Origin of the sequence: Gracilibacillus massiliensis (genome assembly GCF_001458115.1) — a bacterium.
GTDB classification, from domain to species: domain Bacteria; phylum Bacillota; class Bacilli; order Bacillales; family Amphibacillaceae; genus Gracilibacillus; species Gracilibacillus massiliensis.
In genome coordinates, this window is record NZ_CZRP01000011.1 from 329,455 (window position 1) to 351,569 (window position 22,115).

18 protein-coding genes are annotated in these 22,115 nt (G+C 35.9%); 10 read left to right on the top strand and 8 right to left on the bottom strand.

The window, feature by feature from the left end; genetic code table 11:
* Window positions 1-66: 66 nt before the first annotated feature.
* From BN3107_RS05285 to ppc, 8 genes are all read right to left on the bottom strand, one after another.
* Complete coding sequence (locus tag BN3107_RS05285) at window positions 67-594, bottom strand: nitroreductase family protein (protein WP_058306580.1); 528 nt, start codon at window positions 592-594, stop codon at window positions 67-69.
* 85 nt (window positions 595-679) lie between these two features.
* Window positions 680-1,750, bottom strand: a complete 1,071-nt coding sequence (locus BN3107_RS05290) for an ABC transporter substrate-binding protein (RefSeq protein ID WP_058306581.1) — start codon at window positions 1,748-1,750, stop codon at window positions 680-682.
* A 64-nt stretch (window positions 1,751-1,814) separates the two neighbouring features.
* Window positions 1,815-2,588, bottom strand: coding sequence for an ABC transporter ATP-binding protein (locus BN3107_RS05295; RefSeq protein WP_058306582.1), 774 nt, complete (start codon window positions 2,586-2,588; stop codon window positions 1,815-1,817).
* 20 nt (window positions 2,589-2,608) lie between these two features.
* Entirely contained in the window at window positions 2,609-3,373 is a 765-nt protein-coding gene (locus tag BN3107_RS05300; protein WP_058306583.1) for an ABC transporter permease, read from the bottom strand.
* Window positions 3,374-3,580: 207 nt separating this feature from the next.
* On the bottom strand, window positions 3,581-4,531 hold the full coding sequence (locus tag BN3107_RS05305; RefSeq protein ID WP_058306584.1) for a ribose-phosphate diphosphokinase: 951 nt from the start codon (window positions 4,529-4,531) through the stop codon (window positions 3,581-3,583).
* A gap of 64 nt (window positions 4,532-4,595) precedes the next feature.
* Window positions 4,596-5,723, bottom strand: a complete 1,128-nt coding sequence (locus tag BN3107_RS05310) for a glycerate kinase (RefSeq protein WP_058306585.1) — start codon at window positions 5,721-5,723, stop codon at window positions 4,596-4,598.
* 280 nt (window positions 5,724-6,003) lie between these two features.
* Window positions 6,004-6,285: a spore morphogenesis/germination protein YwcE gene (locus BN3107_RS05315; RefSeq protein ID WP_058306586.1), complete on the bottom strand. Its 282-nt coding sequence runs from the start codon at window positions 6,283-6,285 to the stop codon at window positions 6,004-6,006.
* Between the two features lie 648 nt (window positions 6,286-6,933).
* The gene (gene ppc / locus BN3107_RS05320; protein WP_058306587.1) at window positions 6,934-9,687 is read right to left on the bottom strand and encodes a phosphoenolpyruvate carboxylase; all 2,754 of its coding nucleotides are present in this window, start codon (window positions 9,685-9,687) and stop codon (window positions 6,934-6,936) included.
* Between the two features lie 387 nt (window positions 9,688-10,074).
* Between ppc and BN3107_RS05325 the strand changes: the two genes are divergently transcribed.
* The 10 genes from BN3107_RS05325 to dhaM all read left to right on the top strand — a co-directional run bounded on the left by BN3107_RS05325 (window position 10,075) and on the right by dhaM (window position 22,010).
* A complete protein-coding gene (locus BN3107_RS05325; RefSeq protein WP_058306588.1) occupies window positions 10,075-10,620 on the top strand; it encodes a glycerol-3-phosphate responsive antiterminator in 546 nt (181 codons plus the stop codon).
* A gap of 297 nt (window positions 10,621-10,917) precedes the next feature.
* The gene (locus BN3107_RS05330; protein WP_058306589.1) at window positions 10,918-11,940 is read left to right on the top strand and encodes a TRAP transporter substrate-binding protein; all 1,023 of its coding nucleotides are present in this window, start codon (window positions 10,918-10,920) and stop codon (window positions 11,938-11,940) included.
* Between the two features lie 159 nt (window positions 11,941-12,099).
* Window positions 12,100-12,588, top strand: coding sequence for a TRAP transporter small permease (locus BN3107_RS05335; RefSeq protein WP_082631236.1), 489 nt, complete (start codon window positions 12,100-12,102; stop codon window positions 12,586-12,588).
* A 1-nt stretch (window position 12,589) separates the two neighbouring features.
* Window positions 12,590-13,894, top strand: coding sequence for a TRAP transporter large permease (locus BN3107_RS05340; protein WP_077065052.1), 1,305 nt, complete (start codon window positions 12,590-12,592; stop codon window positions 13,892-13,894).
* A gap of 22 nt (window positions 13,895-13,916) precedes the next feature.
* Window positions 13,917-16,304, top strand: coding sequence for a glycoside hydrolase family 31 protein (locus BN3107_RS05345; RefSeq protein WP_058306590.1), 2,388 nt, complete (start codon window positions 13,917-13,919; stop codon window positions 16,302-16,304).
* A 239-nt stretch (window positions 16,305-16,543) separates the two neighbouring features.
* Entirely contained in the window at window positions 16,544-18,034 is a 1,491-nt protein-coding gene (gene glpK / locus BN3107_RS05350; RefSeq protein ID WP_058306591.1) for a glycerol kinase GlpK, read from the top strand.
* A gap of 26 nt (window positions 18,035-18,060) precedes the next feature.
* Window positions 18,061-19,710, top strand: coding sequence for a glycerol-3-phosphate dehydrogenase/oxidase (locus BN3107_RS05355; protein WP_058306592.1), 1,650 nt, complete (start codon window positions 18,061-18,063; stop codon window positions 19,708-19,710).
* 246 nt (window positions 19,711-19,956) lie between these two features.
* Window positions 19,957-20,949, top strand: a complete 993-nt coding sequence (gene dhaK, locus BN3107_RS05360) for a dihydroxyacetone kinase subunit DhaK (protein WP_058306593.1) — start codon at window positions 19,957-19,959, stop codon at window positions 20,947-20,949.
* A gap of 46 nt (window positions 20,950-20,995) precedes the next feature.
* Window positions 20,996-21,616, top strand: coding sequence for a dihydroxyacetone kinase subunit DhaL (gene dhaL / locus BN3107_RS05365; RefSeq protein WP_077065053.1), 621 nt, complete (start codon window positions 20,996-20,998; stop codon window positions 21,614-21,616).
* Between the two features lie 4 nt (window positions 21,617-21,620).
* On the top strand, window positions 21,621-22,010 hold the full coding sequence (gene dhaM / locus BN3107_RS05370) for a dihydroxyacetone kinase phosphoryl donor subunit DhaM (RefSeq protein WP_058306594.1): 390 nt from the start codon (window positions 21,621-21,623) through the stop codon (window positions 22,008-22,010).
* The last annotated feature ends 105 nt before the right edge of the window (window positions 22,011-22,115 follow it).

A 22,115-nucleotide genomic window follows, 5' to 3' on the forward strand; every position in this document is an offset into this window, starting at 1 on the left:
ATTAAGAAGCAGAACAATCAGTGGAAGTACGATACTTCCGCTGATCGAAGTCTCTTAACAAGATGATTACTGTGAAAAAGATTGATAGTGAACGATTTCTTCTTTTGGAATATGTTTTTTCGGTGGTTTTGTTTCGGCTGGGTATCCTAGGCCGATGATCGCAACCACACGACGATCGTTAGGAATATTTAATACATCACGAGCATGACCTTCCCGTCTTTCAGATTCTTCTGCATCTTCTGCGTGATAAATCGCACCAAAAGCACCGCATAAGCCTTGATTGACTGCCTCTAACCAACAGTAGCCAGAAGCGATCGAGCTATCTTGTAACCAATACTTACTTATATCAGGACGCCCTGTTATCACTACTGCAGCCTTAGCATCTACAATCCAAGGCATAAAAGGAGTGGTATCTTTTAATGCAACAAGTTTTTCCTTTTCTGTTACGACTATGATATCTTTTGACGGTAAGTTGTTGCCTGTTGGTGCAAAATAAGTAGCATCAACAACAGATTCTAATACATCTTTTTCAATAATACGATCCTGATATTTTGTAATCTCTCGTCTATTTTTGATTGCTTCTAATACATCCATACAATTCCTCCTCTTACCATTTTCTTCATTTTACCAAATGTTAGCTGGAAATTCGAATGAAAGAAAAGATAGTTGGGGAGAAATATTATTCTTCGTACGTTCCAATAATATCAAGGGCTTCTTCTACTAAAGACATATCAATTATGCTATCAAAATCCAATTCACCTTGGATTGCCCCATTTTCTTTATAGAATTGATATTGCTTTTCTACATCGTCTTCAAAAATATAACCATTCGGGTTTAAACCGGTAACTCCAACTTCTTTCCACAATTCCTCATCCTTTAAAGCGGTATGGTTTGCCATTATCGAAATAACTTCACCATCATCGTCGATATCTTTGATAAAAACATCATGATAATCTCGAACACCTTGTAGATATGCCGCCATAAAGCGAACTGCTACATCTCTACGTTCTGTTAAAAATTTTGGGGAACCAAGAACCATAGCGATCTGTGCTTCAGGAGCATAGTCAGTCGCATCGAGGAATCTTTGATGAATCGCTTGGTTTTCACCTTGTGTAATTAAAGGTTCGATTTGCAGGGCAAGATCAATTTGTTGATTACCCATTGCTGACATCATATTACCAAAATCGCTCATTAAAATAAATTCTACTTCTTCTGTTGAGACGTTCGCATGCTTTAACATTTCATCGTAAATATAATGATCTACTGCATTCTGAGTAGAGACAGCGATTTTTTTGCCTTTTACATCTTCATAATCCGTTATGTCGTCTTTAAGATCTTCTCGTACGACAAAGGTAAAATAAGAACTCCCTACATTATTATGTCCTTTATCCGCGATAAATCGAACATCAATCCCTTGTGCGATCGAATTGAAAAAGGAAGCAGAAGATATTCCACCAGCTACGTCAACTTCACCAGCAGCAACAGCAGGAAGCATTTCATCACTATTTCCAAATGTCGCAAATTCTACTTCAATATTATATTTTTCAAAATATCCTTTATCTTGTGCAATATAAAATCCTGCACCTGAGGCTGAGCCATCTTCGGCAATGACAACCTTTGCGGTTTCTTCCAATGGTGCTAGTGGATCTGTACTATTCGCATTATCATTTTGATCAGAATCCGAAGATTGACAAGCTGAGATTAAAACAATAACCGCAGCTGCAATCACTAGTAATACTAATTTTTTCATTACTTTTCCCCCATTTAAAATTCTTTTTTGGTATGAACCGTCGCTAACACTTTTTATAGAGAATTTATTTTAATCTCGTTTGTTTGACTTCACTTTGCAGTTGCTCCCAAATTTCTAGGAATATGTTGGTCATCGTAGCATCTGATCGGACTTTTTCGATCGTACGAGGTCGTTTCATCTCAATAGTCACATCTTTAATGATTTTTCCAGGCTGCGCACTCATCAACAAAATTCGATCACTTAAAAGCAATGCCTCGTCAATACTATGGGTGATAAATAATACCGTTTTTTTCGTTTCTTGCCAAATGGCTAATAACTCTTCTTGTAAAATGAATTTATTTTGCTCATCTAAAGCCGCAAAGGGTTCATCCATCAATAATATTTCAGGATCATTGGCAAATGCACGCGCAATACTAACACGTTGCTTCATTCCTCCGGACAATTCTTTAGGATACAATCGTCTGAAATTTGTTAATCCAACTTTTTGTAAATAATATTCTGTTCGTTCTTTCACAAAGTCATCTGATAAATGTCGCATTTTTAAACCAAATGCAACATTTTCTTCCACTGTAAGCCAAGGAATGATTCCATTTTCTTGGAACACCATTGATTGTAAAGGTTTCTTTGGATCTGTTTGATTGATCAAAACTTTTCCTGTGCTAGGTTTTTCTAAGTTGGCAAGTATTCTTAATAATGTTGTCTTTCCACAACCGCTTGGCCCTAACAAACAAACGAATTCTCCTTGGTTTATTGTGAGGTTAATACCATCTAAAGCTTCTATATACTTATCCCGTTTAACAAACCGTTTTGATAAGTGATTGATTTGAATTTTTGACAACTTTATCCCTCATTTCTACTTTATTTCCAGGGTAATAATTTACGTTCAAATCCTCTAAGTAATAAAGAGAAAAAGTATCCAAAAAACGAAATAAGTATTAACCCAACATACATTTGAGGTAATAAAAATGCTTTATAATTCATCCAGATTAAATATCCAATACCTGAAGTTGCTCCAATCATTTCAGCTGCTACAATCGTTAGTAAGGCGATCGCTTGCCCCATTTGAATCCCTTCTAACATTACTGGTAATGAACCAGGTAAGGCAATTTTAAAAAAGAAATCTTTCGCGTTCGCGTGATAATTCTTTGCAACATCTAAATAGATTCTGTCGATATTCGCTACACCTGCAGCCGTATTAATTGCTACTGGAAAAAAGACACTTATTGCAATGGTAATCATTTTCGAAAATTCACCAATACCAAATAATATCAAGATAATTGGTAACATAGCCAGTGTAGGAATAGGCATGAAAATCATAATAATTGGTGAGAAAAAATGCCGAAAGTATTTATACATCCCCATTAATAATCCAATACAAATAGCAGGAATAACGCCAAGTGCAAAACCAAGGATAATTCTAGTTAAACTGATATAAATATGTTTAAACAGATCTCCTGATTCCCCCATTTGAATTAATGTAGCTAGAATTAATGTTGGTGCTGGAAAGAAACGTGGGTCTAGTAGAGACAACTGTGAACAGACTTCCCAGAGCAGTAGTAAGAGAATGGGAGAGGAGATAGTAATGAATTGAGACAATGATGGTTTTTTAAACTTTTGTAACATTGCATCTCTTCCTCTCTTTACAAATTATTATATGTGTTCGCCCAAAAGGTGTGCACATAAAATTTTCAAAAGAAAGGAGGGAGTTGGACAACAATAAGAGAGTTTAAAACAATAATAAAACCATGCTATCAATATAAAGTAGCATGGTTTTAATTCCTTTGTAATGTTTGGATGATTGTGGCAAGAGTTTACATTGTCTAAGATTCATTAAATATATAACGAACTAATCGATTGTTGCTCATATAGTCGAATAATCGCTTCTGCGACTACTGGGGCAACCGTTAATTGTGTAATATTATCTAACTGTTTATCTTCAGGTAATGGAATCGTATTGGTAACAATTAATTCTTTTATGTAAGATTCAGCTATTTTGTTTACGGCAATTCCAGAGAGAACAGGATGTGTTGTACAAGCATATACCTCTTTAGTTCCGTGGTTTTTTAAAGCTTCGGCACTTGTCGTGATCCGTCGTCCTGTATCAATGATATCATCAATAATTATCGCTGTCTTATCAGCGACATCACCCACGATGTTTATAGTGGAAGCACTGTCTCTAGGCCCTCGACGATCTACGATAGCAATTGGTGCTTTTAATTGATCAGCTAATTGTCTTGCACGAGATACACTGCTGTGATCTGGTGCAACTACCACTACATCTTCAAGCTCTTTTGCTTCTAAGTAACTACCAATGATTGGAACGGCTGTAATCGGATCAACTGGTATATCGAAAAAGCCTTGTGCTTGCGGAGCATGTAAATCGATGGAGATCATTCGAGTTGCACCAGCTTTTTGAATGAGATCAGCGATTAATTTAGCTGTAATAGGTTCACGTGCGCGTGATTTACGATCTTGGCGCGCATAGCCATAATAAGGCATAACGATGTTAATAGAACGAGCAGAAGCTCTTTTTAAAGCATCTGTCATAATCAGCAGTTCCATAATGTGATCTTCTACAGGGTCATACGTGGATTGAATAAGAAAAACATCACAACCTCTGATGCTTTCTTCAATGTTAATTTGAATTTCTCCATCACTGAATGTTTTTACAGATGATTTACCTAAATCAATACCAATATGATGTACAATTTCTTCTGCTAATGGAACGTTAGAGCTTAATGAGAAGACTTTTAATTTGGTATCATGATATGTGTCGTTCAAGGAAAAGACCTCCTATGTATATGTTCATTATTATATTATCGCAAAAAGCGACAATGGAAACAAGTCATCTTGCTCGAATAGAGTGAATTAATGTCATGATTTGTTTTGTCTGTTCTGCTAATAAATGTGACGTATTCTTCATACAGTCTTCTAAACTTAAGGGACGATTTACGATCGAAAAACAACCGGCAAATTTCTCACGTAAAGGTTGATTATTCTCTGCTAAACTACCAGAAAGTAGGATGGTAGGCACATGCCATTGATTAGCTAATTCAGCTACAAAACCCGGTGCTTTTCCGTATAGTGTTTGTTCGTCACTTTGCCCCTCACCGGTAATTGCTAAATCGGCATGTTTCAGTTGGTCATCTAGTTGAATAGATTCAGCAATCAAAGCTGCACCAGACTCAAGTTTTCCACCTATTGTTAAAAAGGCGAAACCTAAACCACCAGCCGCACCTGCCCCTGGGAGATTTCTCCATTCTTGGCCAAGAGTTGTTTCTAATAATCCAGCAAAGTGATTTAATGCTTGGTCATACTCGGATACTTGATTAGAAGTAGCACCTTTTTGTGGGCCAAACACAGCACTTGCACCCAACTCGCCACATAAAGGATTATCTACATCACAAGCAATTCGAAAATCTACTTTTTTTATACGAGAATCTAGCTCGCTAAGATCAATGGAATGAATATGTAGAAGGTCTTTGCCAAATTTATTTAATTGATTTCCGTTCCTATCATAGGCTTTTAATCCAAGTGCTTGTAATAAACCTAAACCTCCGTCATTCGTGGCACTTCCACCTAGTCCCACAATAATTTGCTCACATCCTTTATCTATCGCATCAAGAATGGCTTGTCCAATTCCAAAGCTAGTTGTGAGATCAGGGTTGCGGTGTTGTGTGGGTACTTGATATAAACCAGCGTGTAAAGCAGTTTCGATGATGGCAGTCGATTTGTTAATGATTGCATAATTTGTTTTGATTGAATTTCCTAATGGACCTGATGTGGAAATAACTATATTTTGTCCGTCAGTAGCTGAAAGAATAGCTTCTATCGTTCCTTCACCACCATCAGCCATTGGTTTTTTGATTATTTGATGGCTACCTGTTTCTTCGATAGCTTGTGCGATTGTGTTGGCAACCTCTGTAGCAGAAAGGCTTCCCTTATATGAGTCTGGTGCTATTACGATTTTCATTTAATATTCCTCCAATAATTGACGATATTTTTCCTCACCGTGTAAATGTCCCTAATACCTTAAGTGAAAAGATTCGAGTTTAATAAAGAAGCTAAGTGAGGGATAAACATACGAAAACTTCCTGATAAGTTTCGCCGAGCATAGTGGAAGTCTAAAACTCCCATTGATTAAGTCTCACTTCCTAAATTATACTGAAGTTACCGCTTACAAACAATAGAGAACTAAACATACGAAAAGGGAAATGCAAATAATGCATTTCCCTTTAAGAAAAGTGAGTGTATTAACTATTTTGGTGTATCATTGGTCGATGTGATTTCATGGACTTGCGCATTTCTAACAATATGATCGTAAACGCGATATGTCCATATACAAGATTGGCAATAAAAATACCCCATAAGTACATTTCACCAGCAGCAATGCCAACTGTCATATACTTATAAAATACCAACCATGCTCCTACAACAAATGGAACTTGCCCTATAGCTGTTTTTTTCCAATTATCTCCCCATAACAAGATAGGAGTGAAACTAAATATCAGTAAGAAAGTTAATAATATATCCATATTTGTCACCTCTTATATATCACATAATAGCTGTAAGTGTTTTCAAATATAGTATAACATAAAGTTCATATTATTGTAACAATTAGTTCATAGTTTAGACACATTTTTTTGAGAGCTATATACATGACTAAGTAGACAAAAACTACGAACTTGTAACAATTTTGAAAGTTCGATGAGTGCAAGACAAAAGCTCCGTCCATTTACTTCGCTTTCCGCGGGCGTCACCTCAGCCTCCTCGGCAGAAAATCACTGCCTGTGGGGTCTTCGGAAGACGCTTAACACGTGCGGAGTCTACGTAAATGGACTACGCTTCTATAGTGTTCTACAAAGTTAGAAACAGCTAGAATGTTGATTTCACAGCATATTTCCTCGTACTTGAACAGATATCTTGCAAAGCGGAGGAAAAATGCGACACTCCTGGGGGAACAGCACGAGCTGAAGATCCACTTGGTAAAGTGCTTTTCTTTACCAAGTTAGCTTCAGCCGTGCCCCCGGAAAGGGAGTGTTTTTCCGTAGCGTTGGATTTGCATTCAACTTGATACTTTTGTCAATCAGACACAAGTTGTTACTTCGCAGTTTAGTTTAACAGTGATATACAACAAAAAAGCCTTTAAGCAAATGATTGCTTAAAGGCTTATGGTAGTTAAATTAACCTGTGTTGCGAAGTCCTGCTGCTACACCGTTGATGGTGAGAAGTGCTTCCATTAGAAGTTCTTCATATTTTTCACTTTCTTCACCTTCATTGCGAAGTTGTGAGACAAGTTGAACTTGCAGGAGATTTAACGGATCAACTAGTGGGTTACGTAGTCGAACAGATTCTTTAATATTCTGTCTGTTATCCAGTAACTCATCTTGTCCCGTAATTTTTAGAACAATATCCTTTGTTTCTTTGTATTCATCAGCAAGTTGTCCAAAGATTCTACCGCTAATTTCTGTATCTTTCATCATATTGGCATATTCTTTCGCTGTTTGAATATCTGCTTTAGTTAATGCCATCTGTAAGTTGTTAATAATAGCCTGGAAAAATGGCCAACGGTTATACATCTTCTGTAAGAATTCAAGGTTACCTGTTTCATCAAGATATTTCTTGAATCCTGTACCAGCTGCATACCAAGCAGGTAATAGTTGTCTACTTTGAGTCCAAGCAAATACCCATGGAATTGCACGTAAATCTTCAAAACGGTTACTGCCTTTACGCTTCATTGGTCGTGAACCGATGTTTAGATCTCCTAATTCGTGTAATGGTGTTGCTTGGTTGAAATACTGAATAAATCCAGGATCTTCAAAGACTAATGATTGATATTTCTTCAATGCATATTCAGAGATAACACTCATTGCATCCACTTCTTCTTGAGAAGGTTGCATATTCTCATAATCATCACTTAATCCCATGATTCCAGTTAATAGGGTAGAAGTAGCTTGTTCTAAACTACGATAAGCAATGTCTTCTAATAAATAACGTGAAGATAATACTTCTCCTTGTTCGGTAATTTTTACTCCATCACCTAAAGTTACTGCAGGTTGTGATAATAGGCTAGAATATAATGGTCCGCCACCACGACCAAGTGATCCGCCACGACCATGGAAGTATTTTAATTTAACGCCATATTTGGAGGAAACGTCATGAATTTCTTGTTGTGCATTATAGAGCACCCAATTAGCAGTAATATTTCCACCATCTTTACTACCATCAGAATAACCAAGCATGATTTCTTGCAGGTCTCCACGAGCTTCAAGATGCTTTCTGTATAATGGTATATCAAATAACTTCTTAACCATTTCTGGACCATGTTTTAAATCATCAATTGTTTCTAATAATGGAGCAACATGAATACGGCTTACTACTTTGCCATCGGGATAAACTCGATAGAGTCCTACTTCTTTAGCAAGTACTAGCACTTCTAACAAGTCACTTACATTGTTTGTCATACTGATTAAATACACTTCAATTGCACGCATTCCAAAGGTATCTTGAGCATTTTTAATCATGCGGAATGTATCAATTACTTCTTGTGTTTCTGGTGAGAATTCATCATATATTGAGATCATTGGACGTGGATTTTCTAATGATGAAATAAGCGTTTTTACTTTCTCATCTTCGTCTAATGATTTGTAATTGTCCGTGATATTTACTTTTTCATAAATTTCCGTTAAAGCAGATTCATGTTCACCACTATGGTTACGTACATCTAATGATGCTAAATGGAAACCAAACAAATCAACTTGGCGAATCACCTTACGTAATAATTTCACTGGATTTTGTTTTGGATGATGAATCATCATACTCTCACGAATCATATTTAAATCAGCTAATAAATCTTCTGATACTGCGTACCCACGTTCATCATCTTGCTCCGTATATTCTAATCTCTTAAGCATAAGTGATAATTTCACACGATATACTTCGTCTTCTTTATGCCAACCATTATAATTTAATTCTTGACGATCTTTTTGAATAGATTCTCTTATTTCTTTACTTACCTCAACTTTTGAGTCCGAATGGCTAAGTCTATTTTGTAGTGTACCTATTGATTCTTTATATTTCTTAAGTACGAGTTCACGATGACGCTTTAATGTGTTATAAGTGGTGGTAGCTTTTACATTAGGGTTACCATCACGGTCACCACCAATCCATGAACCGAAACGTAGGAAAGAAGGAATATTCCATCTTTGATTATAATTTTCATATAATAAATCTTCCAAATCATCATGAATTTTCGGTAAAACATCAAATAAGACGCGATCAAAATAGTACAAACCGTTAGAAACTTCTTTCATAACAGACGGCTTTTTCTGTCTGATTTCTTGAGTCTGCCATAAAATAGTGATTTCATTGGCAATTCGCTCTTTAATTAATTTTTTCTCATAACGTGTATAAGAATAATCCCATGATGTTAATAAACGAGCAATTCTTTTGTGAATTTGCAGAATTGTTCTTCTTGTTGCTTCTGTTGGGTGAGCAGTCATGATAAGCTCCAACGATAACTTACCTAAAAGTTCTGTCACTTGGTCTGGTGAGACATTGTTATCAATTAGTTGTTTAACGCCCGCTTCAAGTGAACCAGGTTGAATAATGTTCGCATCTTGTGCTTGATACTCACGACGTCTTCTTGATCTGTAATTTTGTTCTGCAATGTTTAATAGGTGAAGATGAATTGAAAATGCACGAATAACATTTTTTCTAAATCCAGGCTCTAATTGACTAATTTTTTCTTTTATTTTCTCTTGCGTTTTTTCCTCTTTTGTTTCTCTAACCTCTTTGGAAAGTGTACGAATTTCTTTCACCGTGTTTAAGAGCTGGTCGCCACCTTCATGTAGTAGTACATTATCTAAGATTTTCGTTAAGTAATCGACATCTTTTAATAAGGATACATTTGATTTTTCTTCTGACGTTGTTGTCATAGTGTCCCACTTCCTTTCAAAGTTTTAATTTGATAAGATGTTTTCTTAATGATTAATTTGTTTGTGTCGTTCATTGAATGTTTAGATTAGAGCATCTTATAACTACAATAGATTTTTTGGCTGGAATTGGTTAGAGGACGTAAACAGAACAATCGATTCCGCAATTGTCAGAAAGAATCGAAAAACATAAAAATGCGACAAAAAATAGGCACATAACCTATCATAACATGATTTTTAAAAAATGAATAATGATTTCACTTTAATGTCTTAATAGTCTGAAAATCATGTATGATTATATAGAGAGTAATACCTATACTAATATAAGTTTATGATAATTTAGCGATATTCGCAAATGTCTCTACTATAGATGAGAGGAGAGAAGAAGATATGAAGGTCGAAGGAATATTACCTGCTGTAAGAAAAATAAAGGACTTTGAAAAAATACTTAAAAGTGATCATCCCTTAATCATTATTCTAGAAACAAGAGTGGCACAATTACCTCAAATCGTTAGTTATGCTAGAAAATTCCAAAAGAAAATATTTGTACATGCCGATCTGATAAATGGCTTAAAAGTAGATCAATATGGAATGGAGTTTCTTGTGCGTCATGTGAAAGTGGATGGGATTATATCAACAAGAGCAAATGTGATTGCGATGGCTAAAAAGAGTAATATTGTAGCGATCCAACGGTTGTTTGCAATTGATAGCTCAGCACTAGAGAAAAATATTGAATTAATAAAAAAAACAAAACCAGATTATATAGAAGTTTTACCAGGAATTATCCCTTCAGTTATCAGTGATATTGCAGAACGGACTGGCATTCCGGTAATAGCAGGAGGCTTGATTAAGACAGAAGCAGATATAGAACAAGCGCTTAAGAATGGTGCTATCGCCATTACCACTTCTAATGAAGATTTATATCGACTAAAATAGTAATGGAGCGTGGTAATTACTCGAATTTTTGAAGATTTTGTAGAAAAAAAGCGGAAGTTGGTTGACAGCGTTTTAGTTATTGTATATTATTGTCGTACAAGTTAATAATATTTATTGCGGAGAAAACGGAGATCCAAACTTTACAAGGTATGCGATTAAACAAATATAATTGCGCTTACCTTCACTTAGTCATGGGTCTTTTTTTGCGTTTAAATTAGGAGGTGGATCTTTTTTTAAGAAAGAATTAGTTTGTTGAGTCACTAAATAAAATAAGAAAATATTTTCAGGAGGGTTACAATGAAAAAACAATTAGTTGGTATTTTGATTTTGTTAATCGGATTATTAGCAGCATGTGGAAGCAATGATTCATCAGAAGAGAGTAATGAAGGTGAATCACAATCAGGAAGTGAAACTAGGGAATTAAGATTAGCGCATAACTTGAGTGAAGATCATCCTATTCATCAAGCATTAACAACATTTGTTGAAAGTGTAGAAGAAAAAACAGACGGTAATACTACAATTGAAATATTTCCGAATGGTGTATTAGGCTCTGAATCGGAAGTATTAGAACAAGTACAAAATGGCAGTGTTCAAATGACAAAAGTAAGTGCAGGGGCTTTGGAATCGTTTTCGGATGAATTTGCTGTTTTCTCATTACCTTACATTTTTACAAGTAACGAGCATTATCGAAATGTAATGGAATCAGACGTTGTTGAAGATATTTATCAATCAACTGCAGATAATGGCTTTGTTGGCTTTTCATATTTTGACTCTGGTGCTCGTAGTTTTTATACAGTTGATACACCAATTGAAACGCCAGCTGATTTAGAAGGATTAAATATCAGAGTTATGGATAGCCAAACAGCAATTGATATGGTGGATTTATTAGGAGGTACACCAACTCCATTAGGATATAACGAAATTTACACATCATTACAGCAAGGTGTTATTGATGGTGCTGAAAGTAATCCAACTGCTTTAACAACAGGACAGCATGGCGAGGTTGCTAAAAACTTCTCTTATTCTGAACATACAAATATTCCAGATATCTTAATTGTTAGTACAGATTTATGGGATAGCTTATCAGAAGAGGAGAAAACAGCTTTTAATGAAGCAGCAGATGAAACAAGAAAAGAACATACTGAATTATGGAATCAAGCACTTGAAGAAGCTGTTACTGAAGCAGAAGAAATGGGTGTTGAATTCAACGAAGTAGATAAAGAACCATTTATTGAAGCAGTACAACCGTTACATGAGGAAATGAAAGAAGACGAAAAATTAGCTGAAATTATTGATGCAATTAATGAACTTGATCAATAATTTTTGAAAAATAGAGACGCTCTCTTCGAGTGTCTCTATTCATACATTTATTTTGTGAAGTTGGATAGAACTAGATTAAAGGATTTTGGCGTTCGGTTAGAGTGACAGAAAGTTAATTCTTTTAATGATAAATCATAACAAAAAAGGAGAATATACTCCATGTTGGTAGATAAAATAAAAAAGATGTTGGACCGTACGATTTTAATAGTGGCTTCCACCTTGTTAGTTGTCCTGGTATTAGGAGCTCTTTGGCAGGTTTTTACTCGTTATGTTCTGCAAAATCCGAGTACATTTACGAATGAATTGTTAGGTTTTTTATTAGTGTGGACGTCTCTTTTAGGAGCTTGTTATGCTTTTGGATCAAATAAACATTTAGCATTAACGTTTGTTACTAATAAATTATCAGGCAGCAGAAAATTAATCATTACTATTATCAATGACCTTTTTGTTGTATTTTTTGCTGTCGTTATTTTGTTGCAGGGTGGTATGGATGCAGTAAACACAACAATGTCTCAAACTACGCCAATACTAGGAATACAAAAAGGGCTTGTTTATACAATTTTACCGATCAGTGGTGTGCTCATTATTATGTACAAATTACTAAACGTAAAAAATTATTTCCAAACTAATCAGGGAGAAGGTGAATAAGGTGGATACCAGTTTATTAGCTACAATCGTATTATTTGGATCCTTTTTTATTATGTTAGTGATAGGTGTTCCTATCTCTGTTGGAATCGGAATTTCTTCCTTATTAGCTGCCTTAACTTTAGTACCTTTAGATATCATTACGTTTACAGCGGCGCAAAAGTTATTTGAAGGTATCGATAGCTTTACACTTCTTGCCATCATCTTTTTTATGTTATCTGGCAGTATCATGAACAATGGTGGGATTGCTATTCGATTAATTAATTTAGCAAAACTTTTTGTTGGTCGAATGCCTGGTTCTTTAGCCCATACAAATGTTGTAGGTAATATGCTATTTGGATCTATTTCAGGTTCAGCTGTAGCTTCTGCAGCAGCAATCGGTAGTGTAATGACCCCGCTACAAAAAAAAGAAAAATATGATCCGTCTTTTTCTGCAGCGGTTAATATTGCATCCGCACCGACAGGATTGTTAATTCCACCTACTACAGCTTTCATCGTTTACTCATTAGTAAGTGGAGGTACATCCATTTCAGCTCTATTTATGGCAGGATATCTGCCAGGTATTTTAATGGGTTTATCGATTATGATCGTTGCTTATTTTATCGCAAAAAAAGAAAAGTATCCGATTGCAGATAAGGTCACTTTTAAACAAGGTCTTAAAGTAATCCTGGATTCTCTTCCAAGTCTTTCTTTAATCGTCGTGGTTATTGGAGGAATTGTAGCCGGAATTTTTACTGCTACAGAAGGTGCAGCAGTAGCAGTTTTATACTCAGCAATTTTAGCTGCCTTTTATAGAGAAATTAAAATAGCAGATTTACCTAATGTTTTGAAAGATACGTTAGTGATGACTGGTATTGTGTTGTTTCTAGTTGGAGCATCATCGATTATGTCTTGGGTGATGGCTTATGCTGGAATCCCACAACAAATAACAGATATACTACTTTCGATATCGGATAATCCAATTATTATTTTGCTTTTAATGAACATCATTTTATTAGCAGTTGGAATCTTCATGGATATCACGCCAGCTATTTTAATATTTACACCTATTTTCCTTCCGATAGCAACAAATATTGGAATCGATCCTGTTCATTTTGGCGTAATATTAATATTTAACTTATGTATCGGGATAACAACACCACCGGTTGGTAGTGCATTATTTGTAGGTAGTAGTGTTGCCAATGTCTCAATTGAATCGGTAATCAGGCCATTGTTTAAATTATATATTCCAATGGTTATCGCATTACTGTTAGTCACGTATTTTGAATGGATCAGCTTATTAATCCCAAGATTATTTGGGTTAATGTAATGAAAAAAAGTGAGGTTTAAATATGATAAAAGATGTACATTTCCAAGTAGATAAAGTTAAAAACAATACAGTAACATTAAAATCCAATGAAATAGAGGCACATGTTTATATATTAGAAGAAGATGTTTTTAGAGTATATATTCCTAAAGAAGATCATCCACTTTTAAAACGAACATGGACGATTACTCCAGGTGCTGAGGATGTAAGTGCAGAAGGCCGTGATAAATCGGACTTATCTCCTTTTTCTTTACCAGCTTTTGAGATTGTTCAAGGAGAGAAAGAAGTAGAAATATACACCAATCAATTACGAGTTGTAATTGAACTAACAGGATTAAAATTCCAGTGGTTTACTAAGGTGAACAATCAATGGATCAATATTGCAAATGACAGAAAGACGCAAAATTATAATTTCAACGATAGTTTAGGAACTGGTGTTTATCATTATTTGGAAAGAGATAAGCATGATAATTATTACGGTCTAGGTGAAAAGGGTGGCCCTTTTAATAAAGTAGGGAAACGATATCGTATGAAAACAATTGATGCGATGGGTTATGATGCCGAAAATACGGATCCTTTATACAAACATATTCCATATTATATCACTTACAATGAGCAAACTGAGGTTGCTTACGGATTATATTATGATAATTATAGTGATTCCGTTTTTGACTTGGGTAATGAATTAGACAATTATCATGGTTTGTACCGATATTATCATGCCGCTAAAGGCGATTTGGATTATTACTTTATTTTAGGTCCGCGTGTTAAAGATGTGGTCGAATCCTTTTCAAAACTTACTGGAAAAACGATTATGCCACCAAAATGGAGTCTAGGTTATTCAGGGTCTACTATGACTTATACAGATGCACCAGATGCTCAAGAGCAATTAAAGAAATTTGTGGATTCCTGTAAAGAATTTGATATTCCATGCGATTCGTTCCAGTTATCGTCTGGTTATACAAGCATTGGTGATAAACGTTATGTATTTAATTGGGATTATTCAAAAATACCATCACCAACTGATATGATTGATAATTTTCATGACAATGGTATAAATCTATGTGCTAATATCAAACCAGTTTTGTTAAAGGATCATCCTTTATACGAAGAACTAGCTGAAAAGAAATATTTCATTAAAGCAAAAGATTCAGAACAACCAGAAATTTCGCAGTTTTGGGATGACATTGGCTCCTATTTGGATTTCACTAATAAAGAGGCGTTTGATTGGTGGAAAGCAAAAATTAAAGAACAATTATTGTCATATGGGATTGATTCTACATGGAATGACAATAATGAATATGAAATTTGGGATGAAGAAGCCAAGGCAGAAGGTTTTGGCAATACGATTCCTGTAAGTTATATCAAACCAATTCAAACAATGTTGATGATGAAGGCCTCTTATGAAGCGCAACGTGAATTTTATCCGAACACAAGACCGTATTTAATATCACGATCTGGTGCAGCAGGGATGCAAAAATATGTACAAACATGGTCAGGTGACAATTTCACGGAATGGAAAACGATTAGATATAACATCAAAATGGGTCTAAGTTTAAGTATGAGTGGTGTCTATAATTTCGGGCATGATGTCGGTGGGTTCTCAGGTAAAGCACCTGATCCGGAATTACTAATACGTTGGATTCAAAATGGTATTTTCCATCCGCGGTTTACCATCCATTCTTGGAATGAGGACAAAACTGTAAACGTACCATGGATGTATCCAGAATACTTAGATTTAATCCGTGGATTAATGAAAGAACGCGTGAAGTGGATACCATTTATTTATCAAACTGTACACCAAGCGCATAAAGATTATAAACCGATATTGACACCAACTCTTTATCATTTTGATCAAGATAAAAAGACTTTTACGGAGAATGATGATTTTTTATTAGGAGAAAAACTCTTAATTTGTAATGTAGTGGAGCAAGGTGCAACAGAGCGAGACGTTTATTTACCTGAAAATCAGCACGGCTGGTATGACCTTGAATCTGATACCTATTATGAAGGTGGTACAAACTTAACTACAGAAGCTCCGTTGAATAAGATTCCAATGTATGCTCAAGCAGGCTCTATTTTACCAATTAGAGATGGTGAAATAAGCTTTAAAGATAGTAAAGAGGAACGCGGTTTGTTACTATTTCCTTTCCAAAATAATGGTGAAATAGAAGAATGGATTTATGAAGATGACGGAAATACAATGAATTACCAAGATGGCGAATATACGTACATTAAAGTGAAGATGGAATGTGATGAACAATTTGTTGATATTAAGACAGAAATAGCTGGAGATTACAAGCTTCCATTCGATCAAATTACATTACATTTGCCAAAGCAAGAACAAAGAGCGATAAAAGTAAATGGTCAGCTATATAAGGACCAACATCAAATCGTAGTAGCTACTTCATGATTTCTTCCTAAGGCTCATTGACAATGCAGGTAATTTTGTAATAACATATAGGTATACTAAAAGTTAAAAAATGTGCCGGAGACAAGGAGTCCACACAGCTACGTATATATTCTTCATTATTATTGGAGAATATAACAAGTTGTGTGGACTTTTTTATACGCAAAAGGAGCAATGTTTTCTCACATATCGTTTCGACTTCTGTTTAGTTGGGAAACGTTTTTAAAAAGAGGAGGGTTCTTATGGAGAAATTTATTTTATCGATTGATCAAGGTACGACAAGTTCAAGAGCTATTATATTTAATCAAAAAGGGGAAATTGTAGAATCAGCTCAAATGGAGTTTGAACAATTTTTTCCTAAATCAGGATGGGTAGAGCACGATGCAAATGAGATTTGGACATCTGTTTTAGCATGTATTGCTGAGGTGATTCGAAAAGCAGATATTGAGGCATCACAGATCGCAAGCATTGGGATCACAAATCAACGGGAAACAGCAGTGGTCTGGGATAAAGATACTGGGAAGCCTATTTACAAAGCAATTGTATGGCAATCACGTCAGACAGAGGAAATTTGCCGTGAATTGAGAGAACAAGGACATCAAGACACTTTCCGTCAAAAAACAGGTTTACTAGTTGATGCTTACTTTTCTGGAACAAAAGTTAAATGGATATTGGACCATGTCGAAGGTGCAAGAGAAAAAGCGGATCAAGGAAAGTTATTATTCGGAACGATTGATACGTGGCTTATTTACAAATTAACTGGTGGAAAAGTCCATGTAACGGACTATTCAAATGCTTCGAGAACGTTAATGTATAACATTTATGAATTAACATGGGATGACGAACTTTTAGAGATACTAGGTGTTCCTAAGAGTATGCTGCCAGAAGTAAAGTCTTCTTCAGAAGTTTACGGGGAAACAGTTGATTATCATTTCTTTGGTGAGAATATTCCGATTGCTGGAGCAGCTGGTGATCAGCAAGCAGCCTTATTTGGTCAAGCATGTTTCGAAAGAGGAATGGTTAAAAATACGTATGGCACTGGTTGCTTTATGTTAATGCATACTGGTGAAGAGCCTGTTCGCTCTGATCATGGTTTATTAACCACTCTAGCATGTGGAGTAGACGGCAAGGTAGAGTATGCATTAGAAGGAAGCATATTTGTAGCTGGTTCAGCTGTTCAATGGTTAAGAGATGGTTTAAGAATGGTCAAATCTGCGAAAGATACAGAACAATATGCAAAAAGAATTGAATCGACAGAAGGTGTTTATCTTGTGCCTGCTTTTGTTGGTTTAGGTACACCTTATTGGGATAGTGATGCAAGAGGTGCGATGTTTGGTTTAACCAGAGCAACAACGAAAGAACATTTCATCCGAGCTACATTAGAATCCTTAGCATATCAAACGAAAGATGTCTTAAATGCTATGATCGAGGACTCAAACACCTATGTTAAATCATTACGAGTAGATGGCGGAGCTGTAGCAAATGACTTTTTAATGCAATTTCAAAGTGATCTTGTCGATGTGCCCGTTGAAAGACCTGAAGTGACAGAAACTACGGCACTAGGGGCAGCCTATTTGGCTGGTTTGGCAGTAGGATATTGGAATGACCGAGAAGAAATAAGTAATCAATGGCAAATTAATAAACGCTTTGATAGTCAGATGTCAAATGAAACTAGAATTGATTTATACAGTGGTTGGAAAAAAGCAGTGAAAGCGACTAGAGTTTTTAAATAATAAAATGAACCATGGGGGCGTAATCTATGACTTTATCAAGTAAAAAACGATCGGAAACATACGATAAAATAAAATCAACCTCTCTCGACATGATTATTATCGGGGGAGGCATTACCGGAGCAGGTATTGCACTTGATGCAACTCTAAGAGGATTAAAAGTAGCTGTAGTGGACATGCAAGATTTTGCTGCAGGAACATCAAGCAGGTCCACAAAATTAGTTCATGGTGGCTTACGATATTTAAAGCAATTCGAAGTGAAAATGGTTGCAGAAGTAGGTAAGGAAAGAGAAATCGTTTATGAAAATGGTCCACATGTTACGACACCAGAGTGGATGATGCTTCCGTTTTACCAAGGTGGAACATTCGGTCCGTTCTCTACCAATATTGGTTTGCGTGTTTATGACTTTCTTGCAGGTGTGAAAAAGTCGGAACGTCGTAAAATGTTTGGCAAAGATGAAGCCTTGAAGCGTGAGCCATTGTTAAAAAGTGAAGGATTAAAAGGTGCAGGGTATTATGTTGAGTATCGTACAGATGATGCCCGTTTGACCATGGAAGTTATGAAAAAAGCTGTCGAGAATGGTGCACTCGCATTAAATTATGCCAAAGTTAAAGAACTTGTCTATGAGAATGAGCGTGTTAAAGGTGTGCAAATCGAGGATCAACTTTCAAATGAAATACATGAATTAGAAGCAAAGTATGTTATTAATGCTGCAGGCCCATGGGTTGACACACTTCGAGAAAAAGATCATTCCAAAAAAGGTAAAAGACTTCGCTTAACGAAAGGAATTCATTTAGTATTTGATGAATCTCGTTTTCCGTTAAAACAGGCTATCTATTTTGATACGCCAGACGGAAGAATGGTTTTCGCAATTCCACGGGATGGTAAAACATATGTAGGGACAACAGATACCGTTTATGAAGGAAATATTGCTCATCCTACTATGACAGAGTCTGATCGGGATTACGTTATAAAGGCGATTGAATTTATGTTTCCTAACCTTCAAATTACGGCAGATGATGTGGAGTCAAGCTGGGCTGGATTACGTCCATTGATTTTTGAAGAGGGCAAAGATCCTTCCGAAATTTCACGTAAAGATGAAATTTTTGAATCGGCATCAGGCTTAATCTCGATTGCTGGTGGTAAACTAACTGGTTACCGTAAAATGGCAGAAGATGTCGTGAATGTGATTCGCGATAAAATGGTGAAATCGGAACAGAAAGTTTTCTATCCAAGTGATACGAAACATTTACCACTATCAGGCGGGGATGTTGGTGGATCAAAAGGTTTTACCGAATATAAAAAAGAGCAAGTGGCTAAAGGTATACATTTAGGACTGTCAGAACAAGAAGCAGATATGCTTGTTCAACGATATGGCTCAAATGTACCGGTTGTATTCGATTATTATCAGCAATTGAAAGATGATAAGCAAATGAATCCAGTCACAAATGCGATGCTTAACTACAGTATTGAATATGAAGCGACATGTAAGCCGATTGACTTCTTTATTCGTAGAACAGGTGCTTTATTCTTTGATATTGACTGGGTAAAGCAAGAAAAAGAGGCAGTTATAGCCGAAATGGCGCAACAGTTAAAATGGTCAGATCAAGAAACCGAAAATTATACAGTGGAGTTAGAGCAATTCATTTACGAAGCAGTTCATCCAACAAAGTCGTGAGAGATAACATCTCACGGCTTTCTTATCGTTGGAATAGTTAAAGTGTCCAATAAATGTTATTAAGTGTCCAATAAAATCTTGAAAGTGTCCAGTAAAGTTGAAAAAGTGTCCAACAAATGATGAAAAGTGTCCAATAAACTAACAAAAGTGTCCAGAAAAATTTTGTCAGTTTGGAGCCGTTATTCTTGGTAATTTTATTCATTTTTGTTTACGATGAAACTATATTAAAAATAGAGGTGATCTGTTTTGAAAAAAGTGGTTAACAATGTCGATCATGTAGTGGAAGAAATGTTAGATGGTATTGTAACGACACACGCAGATTCTATCAAACGAATTGATAATACAACTGTGTTAGTTAGAGAGGATGCACCGATTAAAGATAAGGTGGGTTTAGTAAGTGGTGGAGGAAGTGGCCATGAGCCAGCACATGCTGGTTATATCGGAGAGGGAATGTTAGATGCAGCAGTTGTAGGCGAAGTATTTACATCTCCCACCCCTGATCAAGTGTTAGAAGCAATTAAAGCTGTGGATAGCGGGGCAGGTGTTTTGCTGGTCATTAAGAATTACACCGGAGATGTTATGAATTTTGAAATGGCCGCAGAATTAGCAGAAGCAGAAGGCATTAACGTTGAAAAGGTCATTGTAAATGACGATGTTGCTGTCGAAGATAGTACCTTTACAACCGGTAGAAGAGGTATTGCTGGTACGGTTTTTGTTCACAAGATTGCTGGTGCTTTAGCAGAAACTGGGGCGAGTTTAGCAGAGGTTAAAGCTGTAGCAAATAAAGTGATAGCAAATGTACGTTCAATGGGTGTAGCTTTATCAGCTTGTACAGTTCCAGCAGCTGGAAAGCCCAGTTTTGCATTAGAAAATAATGAAATGGAAATAGGAATTGGTATTCATGGAGAACCTGGGATAGAGCGAGTATCATTACAATCTGCAGATCAGATTACTGCTACTTTGCTTGAAAAAATTTTACTAGACATTGAATTTGAGGGCAGTGAAGTTGCCGTTATGATTAATGGTATGGGAGCAACACCAGAAATGGAACTTTATATTGTTCAGCGTCAAGTAGCCAAATTATTAGAAAATAAAGGGATTACTATTTATAGAACTTGGATAGGAGAATATATGACAGCTTTAGAAATGTCCGGTTTCTCTATTACTCTGTTAAAATTAGATGACCAGCTAAAAGATGGATTAAACGCTAATTCAAAGGCTTTAGCATTTAGGGTTTAACTGAAATAAAAGTTTAGTATCGTAATAAAAAATAAAGGAGCAAACTATGATTATTTTAACGGTTGAACAAACGAAACAATGGATGAAAGAAATTCAGAAAAGGATGGAAGAAAATAAAGAGCAGTTAACAGCATTAGACCAAGCGATTGGAGATGGAGACCATGGTATTAATATGGCTCGAGGCTTCAATGAAGTTGTAAATAAAATTGATGATACAGACTATGATTCGGTGGCAGATGTTTTAAAGTCAGCAGCAATGACGTTAACAGCTAAAGTTGGAGGAGCTTCTGGTCCATTATATGGAACCGCTTTTTTAAAAATGTCGATGGCTATGCAAGATAAAGAAGTCAATCAGCAAAATTTTAAAGCCGCTATCGATGCAGCACTTGCAGGTATTAAAATGCGAGGGCATGCAGAATTCGGTGAAAAGACAATGTACGACGTCTGGTATCAAGTTGCTGAATTTTTAGCATCAGAAAACGTAGAAGATTGGGAAGAAATGATCGAAGCTTGCCAGGCAACAATTGAAGATACCAGGGAGATGGTTGCGACTAAAGGAAGAGCTTCCTATTTAAAAGAAAGAACTCTAGGTCACGTTGACCCTGGTTCAATGTCTTCTTTTTATATTTTTGAAGCATTGGTAGCTGTAATAGAAGTGGGGGATTGAAACGATGTCAGATAAAGTAGGTATTGTTATCATTTCGCACAGTCCAAAGATCGGTGATGGCGTTTTCGATCTTATAAAGCAAGTTATTACCGGAGTACCAATTGCAGTCGCGGCAGGAACAGATGACAATAAAATTGGAACAAGTATGGAAAAAATTAAGGATGCGATTGAACAGGTAGATAGCGGTAACGGTGTATTATTAATGTATGATCTAGGTAGTGCCAAAATGAATGCTGAAATGTCAATCGAATTTTCAGAGTCTACCAATGTTCAACTTGCAGATCACATACCGCTTGTAGAAGGCTCCTACATTGCCGCAGTTGAAGCAAACTTGGGTAAATCTCTTCAAGAAATACGAAAAAGTTTACAAAAAATAGAAATAACTGAGATGTGAAAAAGATATGCTTCATCACTGGCAAGCTAAGAATCGTGTTAGTAAAAAAGTGAGTAAGTTTAAAAAATCATTAAAAAAATCCCTTTATAGTAAAACAGGTTTTGC

Excerpts from the sequence above, each read along its gene's own strand:
- BN3107_RS05335 (WP_082631236.1), top strand. The coding sequence starts at position 12,100 with ATGTTGGTAGATAAAATAAAAAAGATGTTGGACCGTACGATTTTAATA.
- BN3107_RS05330 (WP_058306589.1), top strand. The coding sequence starts at position 10,918 with ATGAAAAAACAATTAGTTGGTATTTTGATTTTGTTAATCGGATTATTA.
- BN3107_RS05355 (WP_058306592.1), top strand. The coding sequence starts at position 18,061 with ATGACTTTATCAAGTAAAAAACGATCGGAAACATACGATAAAATAAAA.
- dhaM (WP_058306594.1), top strand. The coding sequence starts at position 21,621 with ATGTCAGATAAAGTAGGTATTGTTATCATTTCGCACAGTCCAAAGATC.
- ppc (WP_058306587.1), bottom strand. The coding sequence starts at position 9,687 with ATGACAACAACGTCAGAAGAAAAATCAAATGTATCCTTATTAAAAGAT.
- BN3107_RS05310 (WP_058306585.1), bottom strand. The coding sequence starts at position 5,723 with ATGAAAATCGTAATAGCACCAGACTCATATAAGGGAAGCCTTTCTGCT.
- BN3107_RS05315 (WP_058306586.1), bottom strand. The coding sequence starts at position 6,285 with ATGGATATATTATTAACTTTCTTACTGATATTTAGTTTCACTCCTATC.
- glpK (WP_058306591.1), top strand. The coding sequence starts at position 16,544 with ATGGAGAAATTTATTTTATCGATTGATCAAGGTACGACAAGTTCAAGA.
- BN3107_RS05345 (WP_058306590.1), top strand. The coding sequence starts at position 13,917 with ATGATAAAAGATGTACATTTCCAAGTAGATAAAGTTAAAAACAATACA.
- BN3107_RS05300 (WP_058306583.1), bottom strand. The coding sequence starts at position 3,373 with ATGTTACAAAAGTTTAAAAAACCATCATTGTCTCAATTCATTACTATC.
- BN3107_RS05325 (WP_058306588.1), top strand. The coding sequence starts at position 10,075 with ATGAAGGTCGAAGGAATATTACCTGCTGTAAGAAAAATAAAGGACTTT.
- BN3107_RS05290 (WP_058306581.1), bottom strand. The coding sequence starts at position 1,750 with ATGAAAAAATTAGTATTACTAGTGATTGCAGCTGCGGTTATTGTTTTA.
- dhaL (WP_077065053.1), top strand. The coding sequence starts at position 20,996 with ATGATTATTTTAACGGTTGAACAAACGAAACAATGGATGAAAGAAATT.
- BN3107_RS05285 (WP_058306580.1), bottom strand. The coding sequence starts at position 594 with ATGGATGTATTAGAAGCAATCAAAAATAGACGAGAGATTACAAAATAT.